Consider the following 11761-nt stretch of genomic DNA (forward strand, 5'->3'; position numbering starts at 1 on the left):
ATGGCCCACGTCATCGAAACCCGCAAGGCCTGCAGCGTCAACCCGCTGAAGATGAGCCAGCCGCTGGGCGCGGCCTTCGCCTTCATGGGCCTGGCCAGCTGCATGCCGCTGATGCACGGCTCGCAAGGGTGTACCTCGTTCGGCATCGTGCTGTTGGTGCGCCACTTCAAGGAGGCCATCCCGCTGCAGACCACGGCGATGAACGAGGCCACCACCATCATGGGCGGCTACGACAACCTGGCCGCGGCCCTGCTCAACATCCGCAGCCGGGCGCAGCCAGCCCTCATCGCCATCTGCTCCACCGGCCTGACCGAGACCAAGGGCGATGATGTCGAGGGCTACATCAAGCTCGCCCGTGCCCAGCACCCGGAGCTGGCCGACACCGAGATCGTCTACGTCTCCACGCCCGATTACGTGGGCGCCTTCCAGGACGGCTGGGCGCGGGCGGTCACGCAACTGGTCACACAACTGCCGGATACCGAATCACCGCGCGATGCCAGCCGCGTGAACATCCTGCCCGGCTGCCACCTGACGCCGGGCGATCTGGAAGAGCTGCGCGACATCGTCGAGGCCTTTGGCCTGCGGCCGGTCTTCGTGCCCGATGTCTCGGGCTCGCTGGACGGCCACATCCCCGAGCAATGGCTGGGCACCACGCTGGGCGGCACCACGCTGGCCGACTTGCGCACGCTGGGCGGCGCCGCCCACACCCTGGCCATCGGCGAGCAGATGCGGCCGGCGGCGCAGGCGCTGCTGGCGCGCACCGGCGTGCCCTTCACGCTGTTCGACCGCCTCTGCGGCCTTACCGCCACCGACGCTTTTGTGCAGCAGCTGTCGCTGATCTCCGGCCGCGCGGTGCCGGCCAGGCTTCGCCGCCAGCGCAGCCAGCTGGTGGACGCCATGCTCGACGGCCACTTCCACTTCGGCAATGTCAAGGTGGCGCTGGCCGCCGAGCCCGACCTGCTGTGGGCCGCCGGCAGCCTGCTGGCCGAGATGGGCGCCGAGCTGGCGGTGGCCGTCACCACCACGCGCTCGCCGTTGCTCGAACGCCTGCCCGCCGCCGAGGTACTGATCGGCGATCTCGAAGACTTCGAGCGCTCGGCCGCCGCCGCCGGCTGCGACCTGCTGATGACGCATTCGCACGGCCGCCAGGCAGCGCAGCGCCTGGGCAAGCCGCTGTTCCGCATCGGCATCCCGATGTTCGACCGCGTGGGCAACGCCCACATCCGCCAGGTTGGCTACCGCGGCACGCGTGACTTCGTCTATGCCGTGGGCAACCTGCTGATGGACCAGATCCACCACGCCGGCCCGCAGGACTGGCCGCTGCCCGAGTCCACGCTGGCGGCCTTGCAGGCCGCCAGTCCGGCCACGGTCTGAGATACGCCCCCCAAACTCACGAGGAGCCCACGATGAAGATCGCCTTCGCCACCCAGGACCAGCAGCGCGTCGATGCGCATTTCGGCTGGGCCAAGCACCTGGCCGTCTACGACGTCACCGCCGAGGGCTATGCCTTCGTGCAGGACTTCGGCTTCGGCGAAGACCTGGCCGAGGACGGCGACGAGGACAAGCTCGCGCCCAAGCTCGCGGCCATTGCCGACTGCGCCATCGTCTATGTCGCCGCCATCGGCGGCTCGGCCGCGGCGCGCGTGGTGGCTTCCAAGATCCACCCGGTCAAGGTCAACACGCCCGAGCCCATCCTCGACATCCTGGACAAGCTGCAGACCGTGCTCAAGGGCACGCCGCCGCCGTGGATGCGCAAGGCCCTGCTCAAGGGCCAGGAAAGAGCCATCGATTTTGAAGACGAAGAGGTGAAACCATGAGCGAAGCCGCGGTGCAAGAGCTGGCCGAAGACGCCCTGCTGCAAGACCCTTTCGTGCGCGAGCTGGTCAAGCAGCTGCGCGCCCAGGACACCCACGGCACCTGGGAAGGCAAGAGCGACGCCCAGTTGCTCGAACCCTACATCCTGACGGCCGAACAGCGGCGCGAGCTGCCGATGATGGGCGACCCCGATCCCGACACGCTGTGGCGGCTGGACCTGTTCCACAACGCCATCGGCCTGGCCATCGAGCGCGCCACCGGCTGCATGGTGGCGCCGATGATGAAGATGAGCCACGAGGGCTTCGGCCGATGCGTGCTGACCACCGGCCGGCTGATCGTCGTCAACCGCTACCTGCGCGACGTACACCGCTTCGGCTACCCCAGCTTGGCCAAGCTGGCGCTGGCCGGCAACAAGCTGGTGCAGGAAGGCGTCGAGATGATCAAGGCCTATCCCGACGTGGCGAACTACGGTTGAGGAACAAGCCATGAGCGACATCGACACCCTGAAGACCGAGATCCGCAAGCTCAACGCCAAGGCGACGCAGACCAAGATGGACCTGCACGACCTGTCGGAAGAACTGCCCAAGGATTTCGAACGCATCCCGTCGGTGGCCCAGGCCGCCTTCGACGCCCACGTCGCGCTCACCGATGCGCGGCTGCGCCTGGCAGCGCTGCAGCAGACCGCCTGAACCCCACCGCCGCAAGGAGGCGCACCATGTCCGACTTCAGCATCACCATGCCTTCGGGCGAAAGCTGGACGCCGCAGTTCGTGCAGTCCATCGACGAGATCAAGTGCATAGGCTGCGGCCGCTGCTTCCGCGTCTGCCCGCGTGGCGTGCTCGAGCTCGTGGGCCTGGACGACGAGGGCCAGCGCGTCGGCCTCGACCCCGACGCCGACGACGACGAGGAGTACGAGAAGAAGGTGATGACCGTGGCGCACCCCGAGCTGTGCATAGGCTGCACCGCCTGCGCCAAGATCTGCCCCAAGAAGTGCCACTCGCACGCGGCGGCGCCGGGCTGAGCATGCAGGCCGCCTTGCAGGGGCCCATCCCCATCCCAGCGCCGCTGCACCCGGCGCTGCAGGAGCAGGTGGCGCAACGCCGCCAGCAGCGCGACGACGAGGTCGTCGACGTGCGCGCGCTGCTGCTGGAACACGCCAGCCCCACGGCCGGCACGCCGCAGCAGCGCCTGGCCGTGGCCGAATGGGTGGCGCTGGCCTGCCTGGGCGACCAGCACCTCTGGCAAGACCTGGGTTTCGAGTCGCGCGCCGAACTCTCGGCGCTGATGGCGCACTGGTTCCCGGCGCTGGTGGCGCGCAACCACGCTGACATGAAGTGGAAGAAGTTTCTCTACAAGCAGCTGTGCGAGCGCGAAGAGCTTTTCATCTGCAAGGCGCCCAGCTGCGCCGTCTGCAGCGACCGGCCGGTCTGCTTCGGCCCCGAGACCTGAAGCACCGGCGCGGGCGCCCTGGCCCGATCTTTGCTGCCGTTTGGTTGTGTACCTGAATACATAGCGCTTTGTCGTAAACTGGACAAGGCCGGTTCGGGGCCAGTACGCCACCAGCCCGGGTTCAGCCATGCGCCGCATTCAGCTTTTCATCGCATCCTTCGCCCTGCTCTCCGGCAGCGCCAGCCATGCCGGCGAGGTGCAGGTGGCCGTCGCCGCCAACTTTGCCGGCCCGCTGGCGCGCATTGCCGAAGACTTTGCCAAGGCCAGCGGCCACACGCTCAAGGTCAGCAGCGGCGCCACCGGCAAGTTCTATGCGCAGATCGTCGCCGGCGCCCCTTTCGAGGTGCTGCTGGCCGCCGACGACGAGACGCCGCGCCGCTTGATCATCGAAGGGCATGCCGTGGCCGCCAGCGCCTTCAGCTACGCCATCGGCCGGCTGGTGTTGTGGAGTGCCAGGCCCGGCTTCGTCGACGCCCAGGGCGCGGTGCTGGCCGGCGCCGGCTTCGAACACCTGGCCATCGCCAACCCCAAGGTCGCGCCCTATGGCCAGGCGGCGCAGCAGGTGCTCAAGGCGCGCGGCCTGCTGGACAAGCTGACACCGCGCCTGGTGACCGGCGAGACCATCGCCCAGGCCTTCCAGTTCGTGAGCACCGGCAATGCCGAGCTGGGCTTTGTCGCGCAGTCGCAGCTGGCCGTGCCCGGCAAGCCGGCGGCCGGCTCTTACTGGGTCGTGCCCCAGGCCTTGTACGAACCCATACGCCAGGATGCCGTGCTGCTCAAGGCCGGCGCCGCCAACCCGGCCGCGGCGGCGCTGCTGGCCTATCTGAAGACCGATGCGGCGCGGGCGCAGATCCAGGCATGGGGCTACGGCCTGCCATGACGGCTGCCGACTGGACCGCCATCCGCCTGACCGCCGCACTGGCAGGCACGACCACGCTGCTGCTGCTGCTGCTGGGCCTGCCGCTGGCCTGGTGGCTGGCGCGCACGCGCTCGCCGCTCAAGCCGCTGTGGGCTGCGCTGGTGGCCATGCCCATCGTGCTGCCGCCCTCGGTGCTGGGCTTCTACCTGCTGCTGCTGATGGGGCCGCAGGGGCCCCTGGGCCAGCTGACGCAGGCGCTGGGCCTGGGTCGCCTGCCGTTCAGCTTCGGCGGCCTGGTGCTGGCCTCGATGATCTACTCGCTGCCCTTCGTGGTGCAGCCGCTGCAGCAGGCCTTCGAGGCCATCGCCGAGAACACGCTGGAGGCCGCTGCCACGCTGCGCGCCGGGCCGCTGGACCGCTTCTTCACCGTGGCGCTGCCGCTGGCGCGACCGGGGCTGCTGACGGCCTGCGTGCTGGGCTTTGCGCACACCGTGGGCGAGTTCGGCGTGGTGCTGATGGTGGGCGGCAACATCCCCGGACAGACGCGCGTGCTTTCGGTGGCCATCTACGACCACGTCGAGGCGGTGGAGTACGCCGACGCCCACCGCCTGTCGGCCTTCATGCTGCTCTTCGCCTTCACGGTGCTGGTGACGCTCTACCTGGTCAACCGCGCGCCGCATGCTGCGCCGCCGCCGCCATGATCGACATCGCCCTGCGCCTGCCGCGCCGCGGCTTTGTGCTGGAGGTGGCGCTGCAGCTGCCGGCGCGCGGCGTGAGTGCGCTGTTCGGGCCCTCGGGCTGCGGCAAGACCACGGTGCTGCGCGCGCTGGCCGGGCTGGAACGTGCCGCCGGCCATGTGCGCCTGGGCGATGAGACCTGGCAAGACGACGCCCGCGGCCTGTTCGTACCCACGCACCGGCGCGCGCTGGGCTATGTGATCCAGGAAGCGGCGCTTTTCCCCCACCTCAGCGTTCAGCGCAACCTCGACTACGGCCTGAAGCGCATCGCGCCTGCACTGCGCCGCGTGCCGCTGGACCAGGTGGTGGCGCTGCTGGGCATCAGCGCGCTGATGGACCGCCGTCCGGCCACGCTGTCGGGCGGCGAACGCCAGCGCGTGGCCATCGCCCGCGCCCTGGCCACCAGCCCGCGCCTGCTGCTGATGGACGAGCCGCTGGCCGCGCTGGATGCCGAGCGCAAGGCCGAGGTGCTGCCCTACATCGAAGGCCTGCAGCGCGAGCTGGGCCTGCCCATCGTCTACGTCAGCCATGCGTTGGACGAGGTGGCGCGCCTGGCCGACCAGCTGGTGCTGCTGCGCGCCGGCCGCGTGCTGGCCCAGGGGCCCGTGCCCGAGATGCTGGCGCGGCTGGACCTGCCGCTGCCGCTGGGCGAGGACGCCGGCGTCGTGCTGCAGGGCGTGGTGGGCGAGCGCGATGCGCAATGGCAGCTGGCGCGGCTGGACGTGGACGAGGACCCGCAGGGCGGCGGCGCCTGCGGCCTGTGGGCGCGTGACCACGGCCTGCCGCTGGGCCGGCGCGTGCGCCTGCGTGTGCTGGCGCGCGACGTGAGCCTGACGCGCGCACCGCAGACCGGCACCAGCATCGGCAACCAGTTGCGCGCCACGGTCGAGGCCATCGCCGACGACAGCCACCCGGCCCTGGCCCTGGTGCGCGTGCGCGTGGGCAAGGCCACGCCGCTGGTGGCGCGGTTGACGCGGCGTTCGGCCCATGCGCTGCAACTGGTGCCGGGTCAGGAGGTCTGGGCCCAGGTCAAGACCGTGGCCTTGATGGAATAGCCATGGCCGAAGGCTCGCTGCTCAGCGCCGAACTCAAGCTCGCCGGGCGCCTGGACGGGCGCTTCTTCGCGCTGCTGCAAGGCATTGCCGACACCGGCTCCATCAACAAGGCGGCGCGCGTGGCCGGCTACAGCTACAAGGGCGCCTGGATGGTGCTGGAGACGGCCTCCAACCTGGCGCGGGCGCCGCTGCTGCACACCGCCACCGGCGGCGCCCGCGGCGGCGGCACGCGGCTCACCGAAGCGGCCCTGGCCCTGCTGCAGTGCTGGCGCCAGCTGCAACAGGCCCACGACGGCTTTCTGCGCGAGCAGGACGCCTGGCTCATGCAACAGCCGGCCCTGGCCGGCACCCTGAGGAGAATGGCGATGAAGACCACCGCCCGCAACCAGTTCGCCGGCACGCTGGTCGAGGTCGCCATCGGCCCCGTCTCGGCCCAGGCCACGCTCACCCTGGCCGGCGGCCAAGCCATCACCGCCACCATGACGTCTGCCGCGGCCAGGTCGCTGGCATTGAAGAAGGGGCAGGAGGCCATCGCCCTGGTCAAGGCCTCGGCCGTGGTGCTGGTGGCCGATTTCGCCGGCTACAAGCTCTCGGCGCGCAACCAGCTGGCCGGCACCGTCTCGCGCATCGAAAAGGGCGCCGTGTCTTCCCTGGTCGCGCTGACCCTGCCCGGCGGCGCGGTGGTCACGGCCAGCGTCACCAACGATGCGGTCTCGGCCCTGGCGCTGGCCGTGGGCCAGCCGGCAACGGCGGTGTTCAAGGCGTACTCGGTCATGCTGGCGGTGGCCGCCGGCTGAGCGGAGATGGCGGCCGTGGCCGCCACCCGTGCGGCCCTGCCGGTCCGCGTGGCGCCCCGCGTCGCACTTTCGACAAAGCCGACAGGCGCACCGGGCCGGGGCGCATGCCCCGCCGCAGCGATCAAGCCAAGTCGCTGATCTGCAAGGGTTTTCCTGCAGGAACGGGGCTCTGGCACGGTCCCTGCGATGAAGGGCTGAACCCGGCCCCGAAAGCAGCCCCGCCATGGACCCCACCGCCAGCCTGCCGATCTACCTGGACTACGCAGCCACCACCCCGGTGGACCCGCGCGTCGTGCAGCAGATGCTGCCCTTTCTGTGCGAGCAGTTCGGCAACCCGGCCTCGCGCAGCCACGCCTATGGCTGGGCCGCGGAAGAGGCGGTCGAGGCGGCGCGCGGCGATGTCGCGGCGCTGATCGGCGCCGACCCGCGCGAGATCGCCTGGACCAGCGGCGCCACCGAAAGCAACAACCTCGCGATCAAGGGCGCGGCGCAGTTCCACCAGGCGCGCGGCAAGCACCTGATCACGCTCAAGACCGAGCACAAGGCGGTGCTCGACACGATGCGCGAACTCGAGCGCGCCGGCTTCGAGGTGAGCTATCTCGACGTCAAGGAGGACGGCCTGCTGGACCTCGAGTTGCTGCGCGCCGCGCTGCAGCCCGACACCATCCTGGTGTCAGTGATGGCGGTCAACAACGAGATCGGCGTGGTGCAGGACATGGCCGCCATCGGCGCGCTGTGCCGCAGCCGCGGCGTGCTTTTCCATGTCGACGCGGCCCAGGCCAGCGGCAAGATCGCCATCGACCTGGCCACGCTGCCGGTCGACCTGATGAGCCTGTCGGCGCACAAGACCTATGGCCCCAAGGGCATAGGCGCGCTCTACGTGCGGCGCAAGCCGCGCGTGCGCATCGAAGCGCAGATGCACGGCGGCGGGCATGAGCGCGGCATGCGCAGCGGCACCCTGCCCACGCACCAGATCGTCGGCATGGGTGCGGCCTACCGGCTGGCACGCGAGCACATGGCGGTGGAGAACGAGCGCATCCGCATGCTGCGCGACCGCCTGCTGGCTGGCCTGCAGGCCCTGCCCGAAACGCGCATCAACGGCAGCCTCGAGCAGCGCGTGCCGCACAACCTGAACATCAGCTTCCAGTACGTCGAGGGCGAATCGCTGCTGATGGGCATGAAGGGCATCGCCGTCTCCTCGGGCTCGGCCTGCACCTCGGCCAGCCTGGAGCCCAGCTATGTGCTGCGCGCGCTGGGCCTGTCGGACGAGGTCGCGCACAGCTCGATCCGTTTCTCCATCGGCCGCAACACGACCGAGGCCGAGATCGACGCCGCCATTGCCCAGGTCAGCGCCACGGTGGCGCGGCTGCGCGAGCTGAGCCCGCTGTGGGACATGCACCAGGCCGGCATCGACCTCGCATCCATCCAGTGGTCTGCCCATTGAACCCAGGAGTCCGAAATGGCCTATAGCGAAAAAGTCGTTGATCACTACGAGAACCCGCGCAATGTCGGCGGCTTCGAGGCCACCGACGGCAGCGTCGGCACCGGCATGGTCGGTGCGCCGGCCTGCGGCGATGTGATGAAGCTGCAGATCCGCGTCAACGCCACCACCGGCCTGATCGAGGACGCCAAGTTCAAGACCTATGGCTGCGGCTCGGCCATCGCCTCGAGCTCGCTGGTCACCGAATGGGTCAAGGGCAAGTCGCTCGACCAGGCCCTGGCCATCAAGAACACCGCCATCGCCGAGGAACTGGCGCTGCCGCCGGTGAAGATTCACTGCTCCATCCTGGCCGAGGACGCCATCAAGGCGGCGGTGAGCGACTACCGCGCCCGCCAGGCCGCGCTGCAAGGCGGCGATGCCGCGTCAGCTGAATACCCGGCCTGCGCCAGCAGCCACTGACCCCCACCCAGCGGAGAACCACCATGTCCACCTGCCAATCGCAAGGCAATGCCACCGCCTGCACCCCGCTGCCCGCCGGCAGCCTGCCCATGCCCACGCTGGCCGAAGGCGCCGCGGCGCTGAACATCAGCGACGCCGTGGTGGCCAAGGTGGCCGAGATGCTGGCCGAGGAGGGCGACCCCTCGCTGCAACTGCGCATCTTCGTCACCGGCGGCGGCTGCGCCGGCTTCCAGTACGGCTTCGCCTTCGACGACCAGGTCAAGGAAGACGACACCCGCGTCGAGCGCGGCGCGGTGGCCGTGGTGGTCGACGCCATGAGCCTGCAATACCTGGTGGGCGCCGAGATCGACTATGAAGACAAGCTTGAGGGCGCGCGCTTCGTGATCCGCAACCCCAATGCCAACAGCACCTGCGGCTGCGGCAGCTCCTTCAACGTCTGAGGAGGGCGCGATGTCCATCAGCGTCACCCCCAAGGCCGCCAAGCAGATCCAGAAGGCGCTGGCCCAGCGCGGCGGCGGCGTCGGCCTGCGCGTGGCCATCAAGACCAGCGGCTGCTCGGGCTATGCCTATGCGCTCGAATTCGCCGACGCGGCCGTGCCCGAGGACCTGCAGTTCGAGAGCGAGGGCGTGCAGCTGCTGGTCTCGGCGACCAGCCTGCCGATGATCGATGGCACCCAGCTCGACTGGGTGCGCGAAGGCCTCAACGAGGGCTTCAAGTTCAACAACCCCAACGCCAGCGCGACCTGCGGGTGTGGGGAATCCTTCAAGGTCTAGGGACCGCCCACGCCATGGCTTTGCTGCAGATCGCCGAACCCGGCCGCGCCGCGGCGCCGCACCAGCACCGGCTGGCGGTGGGCATTGACCTGGGCACCACCAATTCGCTGGTGGCCACGGTGCGCAGCGGCCTGCCCACGGTGCTGGCCGATGAAGAAGGGCGGCGGCTGCTGCCCTCGGTGGTGCATTACGGCGAGAGCGGCGAGGTGGTGGTCGGCCAGGCGGCGCGCGCTCTGGCCGCGGCCGACCCGTTCAACACCATCGCCTCGGCCAAGCGCCTGATCGGGCGCTCGCTGGCCGATGTCATTGAAACGCCCTTGCCCTGCGAACTGGCGGCGCTGTCCGACGGCGCGGTGGGCGTGCGCACGCGCCAGGGCCTGAAGAGCCCGGTGCAGGTCGGCGCCGAGGTGCTGCGCGCGCTGCGCCTGCGGGCCGAGGCCGCGATGGGTGGTGCCCTGGTGGGCGCGGTGATCACCGTGCCGGCCTATTTCGACGACGCCCAGCGCCAGGCCACCAAGGACGCCGCGGCGCAGGCCGGCCTGACCGTGCTGCGCCTGCTCAACGAGCCCACGGCGGCGGCGGTGGCCTACGGGCTGGACCAGGCCGAGGAAGGCCTCTACGTGGTCTATGACCTTGGCGGCGGCACCTTTGATGTCTCGGTGCTGCGCCTGGCGCGCGGCGTCTTCGAGGTCGTGGCCACCAGTGGCGACGCCATGCTGGGCGGCGACGATTTTGACCACCGCCTGGTGGTCTGGTTTGCCGGCGCCAGCGGCGGCGGCTGGCTGCCGCAGGAGATGGCCGCTCTGCACGCCGCCGCCCGCGCTGCGAAAGAGGCGCTGACCGACGCCGACAGCGTGACCATGCAGTGCCGCCGCGGCGACGGCAGCCTGGTCGCGGTGGCGCTGGACCGCGCCACCTTCGATGAACTGACGGCCGACCTGGTGGAGCGCACGCTGGGCCCGGTGAAGCGCGCGCTGCGCGATGCCCAGTTGAAGCCGGCCGATGTCGACGGCGTGGTGCTGGTGGGCGGCTCCACCCGCATGCCGGCGGTGCGCACCGCGGTGGCCGCGCTGTTCGGCCGCGCGCCCCACACCGACATCGACCCCGACGAGGCCGTGGCGCTGGGCGCGGCCATCCAGGCCGACCAGCTGGCCGGCAATCGCAGCGGCGACGCGGCACTGCTGCTGTTGGACGTGAGTCCGCTCTCGCTGGGCCTCGAGACCATGGGTGGCCTGGTCGAGAAGATCATTCCGCGCAACAGCAGCATTCCCTGCGCGCGTGCGCAAGACTTCACCACCTTCAAGGACGGCCAGACGGCGATGGCGCTGCATGTGGTGCAGGGCGAACGTGAGCTGGTCAGCCAGTGCCGCAGCCTGGCGCGCTTCACGCTGCGCGGCATTCCGCCCATGGTGGCCGGCGCGGCGCGCATCCGCGTCAGTTTCCAGATCGATGCCGACGGCCTGCTGTCGGTGAGCGCGGTGGAGCAGGGCAGCGGCGTACACGCCCAGGTCGAGGTCAAGCCCAGCTACGGCCTGCCACCCGATGCGGTGGCGCGCATGCTCACCGATGCCATCGGCAGCGCCGAGACTGACGCCGCGGCGCGCATGCTGCGCGAGGCCGAGGTCGAGGCCCGCCGCCTGCTCGACGCCACCCACGCGGCGCTGCTGCAGGACGGCCCGGCCCTGCTGCAGCCGCGCGAGCAGTTCCTGATCCTGGCCGCGCTGCAGGCGGTGTCCGACCTGCTGGAGCAATGCGCCGAGGGCGAGGGTGTCGACCAGCAGGCGCAGCAGACGCTGTGCAACGAGCTGCGCGCCGCCACCGATGCGCTCAATGTCGCCACCACGCCCTTTGCCGCCCAGCGCATGAATGCGCGCGTGCAGCAGGCGCTGGCCGGCCAGCGCATCGATCAACTGGCGGCCTGAAGCGATGAGCGTCAACACCGTCAGCACCACCCGCATCACGGTGCTGCCGCACCCCGATCTCTGCCCCGAAGGTCTGGCCTTCGAGGCACGCCGGGGCCGCAAGCTGGTGGACGAACTGCTGGCGCAGGGCATCGCCATCGAACACGCCTGCGAGAAGGTCTGCGCCTGCTCGACCTGCCATGTGCACCTGCGCGTCGGCGCCGATGCGGTGACACCGGCCGACGACGACGAGGAAGACCAGCTGGGCTCGGCCTGGGGGCTGGATGCGCAGTCGCGTTTGTCGTGCTGCGTGAGAGTTGGCGAGGTTGAGTTGGTGGTGGAGTTGCCGCGGCATACGCGCAACCATGCGCGTGAGGCGTAGGCGGGAGTCCGCTCAAGTCGGGTTCTCGTAGAGGCGAGCGGCAAAGGCGGGTGCGGGCGGGCCGCGGCGCTTCAACGGGGCGGTCGGCCCCT

General features: G+C 70.2%; 16 protein-coding genes. All 16 read left to right on the forward strand.

Features of this window, described 5'->3' with window-relative positions:
• The 16 genes from nifN to fdx all read left to right on the forward strand — a co-directional run bounded on the left by nifN (position 1) and on the right by fdx (position 11669).
• On the forward strand, positions 1–1374 hold the full coding sequence (nifN, locus tag JMV16_RS08325) for a nitrogenase iron-molybdenum cofactor biosynthesis protein NifN (RefSeq protein ID WP_201493792.1): 1374 nt from the start codon (positions 1–3) through the stop codon (positions 1372–1374).
• Positions 1375–1406: 32 nt separating this feature from the next.
• Positions 1407–1817: a nitrogen fixation protein NifX gene (gene nifX, locus JMV16_RS08330; protein ID WP_201493793.1), complete on the forward strand. Its 411-nt coding sequence runs from the start codon at positions 1407–1409 to the stop codon at positions 1815–1817.
• Complete coding sequence (locus JMV16_RS08335; RefSeq protein ID WP_201493794.1) at positions 1814–2290, forward strand: NifX-associated nitrogen fixation protein; 477 nt, start codon at positions 1814–1816, stop codon at positions 2288–2290. Before nifX ends, JMV16_RS08335 begins: the two co-directional genes overlap by 4 nt.
• Positions 2291–2300: 10 nt before the next feature.
• The gene (locus tag JMV16_RS08340; protein ID WP_201493795.1) at positions 2301–2504 is read left to right on the forward strand and encodes a CCE_0567 family metalloprotein; all 204 of its coding nucleotides are present in this window, start codon (positions 2301–2303) and stop codon (positions 2502–2504) included.
• A 26-nt stretch (positions 2505–2530) separates the two neighbouring features.
• Positions 2531–2836 carry a ferredoxin III, nif-specific gene (fdxB, locus tag JMV16_RS08345; protein ID WP_201493796.1) on the forward strand — a complete coding sequence of 102 codons (306 nt, stop codon included), beginning with the start codon at positions 2531–2533 and terminating at the stop codon, positions 2834–2836.
• Positions 2806–3264 carry a nitrogen fixation protein NifQ gene (locus JMV16_RS08350; protein ID WP_236580414.1) on the forward strand — a complete coding sequence of 153 codons (459 nt, stop codon included), beginning with the start codon at positions 2806–2808 and terminating at the stop codon, positions 3262–3264. The genes fdxB and JMV16_RS08350 overlap by 31 nt, the downstream gene beginning before the upstream one ends.
• Before the next feature lie 127 nt (positions 3265–3391).
• Positions 3392–4144 carry a molybdate ABC transporter substrate-binding protein gene (modA, locus tag JMV16_RS08355; protein WP_201493797.1) on the forward strand — a complete coding sequence of 251 codons (753 nt, stop codon included), beginning with the start codon at positions 3392–3394 and terminating at the stop codon, positions 4142–4144.
• Positions 4141–4824 (forward strand): molybdate ABC transporter permease subunit, encoded by a 684-nt coding sequence (gene modB / locus JMV16_RS08360; RefSeq protein WP_236580415.1) that lies wholly within the window; start codon positions 4141–4143, stop codon positions 4822–4824. The genes modA and modB overlap by 4 nt, the downstream gene beginning before the upstream one ends.
• Positions 4821–5915 carry a molybdenum ABC transporter ATP-binding protein gene (gene modC / locus JMV16_RS08365; RefSeq protein ID WP_201493799.1) on the forward strand — a complete coding sequence of 365 codons (1095 nt, stop codon included), beginning with the start codon at positions 4821–4823 and terminating at the stop codon, positions 5913–5915. Before modB ends, modC begins: the two co-directional genes overlap by 4 nt.
• A gap of 2 nt (positions 5916–5917) precedes the next feature.
• A complete protein-coding gene (locus JMV16_RS08370; protein WP_201493800.1) occupies positions 5918–6712 on the forward strand; it encodes a TOBE domain-containing protein in 795 nt (264 codons plus the stop codon).
• A 223-nt stretch (positions 6713–6935) separates the two neighbouring features.
• Entirely contained in the window at positions 6936–8156 is a 1221-nt protein-coding gene (locus tag JMV16_RS08375) for an IscS subfamily cysteine desulfurase (protein ID WP_201493801.1), read from the forward strand.
• A 15-nt stretch (positions 8157–8171) separates the two neighbouring features.
• Entirely contained in the window at positions 8172–8612 is a 441-nt protein-coding gene (gene iscU, locus JMV16_RS08380; protein WP_201493802.1) for a Fe-S cluster assembly scaffold IscU, read from the forward strand.
• An 89-nt stretch (positions 8613–8701) separates the two neighbouring features.
• On the forward strand, positions 8702–9052 hold the full coding sequence (gene erpA / locus JMV16_RS08385; protein ID WP_236580417.1) for an iron-sulfur cluster insertion protein ErpA: 351 nt from the start codon (positions 8702–8704) through the stop codon (positions 9050–9052).
• A gap of 10 nt (positions 9053–9062) precedes the next feature.
• Positions 9063–9386 carry a HesB/IscA family protein gene (locus JMV16_RS08390; protein ID WP_201493804.1) on the forward strand — a complete coding sequence of 108 codons (324 nt, stop codon included), beginning with the start codon at positions 9063–9065 and terminating at the stop codon, positions 9384–9386.
• A gap of 14 nt (positions 9387–9400) precedes the next feature.
• The gene (gene hscA, locus JMV16_RS08395) at positions 9401–11308 is read left to right on the forward strand and encodes a Fe-S protein assembly chaperone HscA (RefSeq protein ID WP_201493805.1); all 1908 of its coding nucleotides are present in this window, start codon (positions 9401–9403) and stop codon (positions 11306–11308) included.
• Positions 11309–11312: 4 nt separating this feature from the next.
• Positions 11313–11669, forward strand: coding sequence for an ISC system 2Fe-2S type ferredoxin (gene fdx / locus JMV16_RS08400; RefSeq protein WP_201493806.1), 357 nt, complete (start codon positions 11313–11315; stop codon positions 11667–11669).
• The last annotated feature ends 92 nt before the right edge of the window (positions 11670–11761 follow it).

Origin of the sequence: Rubrivivax sp. A210 (assembly GCF_904426505.1) — a bacterium.
In the GTDB taxonomy this organism is placed as follows: domain Bacteria; phylum Pseudomonadota; class Gammaproteobacteria; order Burkholderiales; family Burkholderiaceae_C; genus Rubrivivax.

Coding starts and splice junctions, on each gene's coding strand:
- JMV16_RS08375 (WP_201493801.1), top strand. CDS start 6,936: ATGGACCCCACCGCCAGCCTGCCGATCTACCTGGACTACGCAGCCACC.
- erpA (WP_236580417.1), top strand. CDS start 8,702: ATGCCCACGCTGGCCGAAGGCGCCGCGGCGCTGAACATCAGCGACGCC.
- fdxB (WP_201493796.1), top strand. CDS start 2,531: ATGTCCGACTTCAGCATCACCATGCCTTCGGGCGAAAGCTGGACGCCG.
- hscA (WP_201493805.1), top strand. CDS start 9,401: ATGGCTTTGCTGCAGATCGCCGAACCCGGCCGCGCCGCGGCGCCGCAC.
- JMV16_RS08370 (WP_201493800.1), top strand. CDS start 5,918: ATGGCCGAAGGCTCGCTGCTCAGCGCCGAACTCAAGCTCGCCGGGCGC.
- JMV16_RS08390 (WP_201493804.1), top strand. CDS start 9,063: ATGTCCATCAGCGTCACCCCCAAGGCCGCCAAGCAGATCCAGAAGGCG.
- fdx (WP_201493806.1), top strand. CDS start 11,313: ATGAGCGTCAACACCGTCAGCACCACCCGCATCACGGTGCTGCCGCAC.
- JMV16_RS08335 (WP_201493794.1), top strand. CDS start 1,814: ATGAGCGAAGCCGCGGTGCAAGAGCTGGCCGAAGACGCCCTGCTGCAA.
- modB (WP_236580415.1), top strand. CDS start 4,141: ATGACGGCTGCCGACTGGACCGCCATCCGCCTGACCGCCGCACTGGCA.
- JMV16_RS08340 (WP_201493795.1), top strand. CDS start 2,301: ATGAGCGACATCGACACCCTGAAGACCGAGATCCGCAAGCTCAACGCC.
- modA (WP_201493797.1), top strand. CDS start 3,392: ATGCGCCGCATTCAGCTTTTCATCGCATCCTTCGCCCTGCTCTCCGGC.
- iscU (WP_201493802.1), top strand. CDS start 8,172: ATGGCCTATAGCGAAAAAGTCGTTGATCACTACGAGAACCCGCGCAAT.
- nifN (WP_201493792.1), top strand. CDS start 1: ATGGCCCACGTCATCGAAACCCGCAAGGCCTGCAGCGTCAACCCGCTG.
- modC (WP_201493799.1), top strand. CDS start 4,821: ATGATCGACATCGCCCTGCGCCTGCCGCGCCGCGGCTTTGTGCTGGAG.
- nifX (WP_201493793.1), top strand. CDS start 1,407: ATGAAGATCGCCTTCGCCACCCAGGACCAGCAGCGCGTCGATGCGCAT.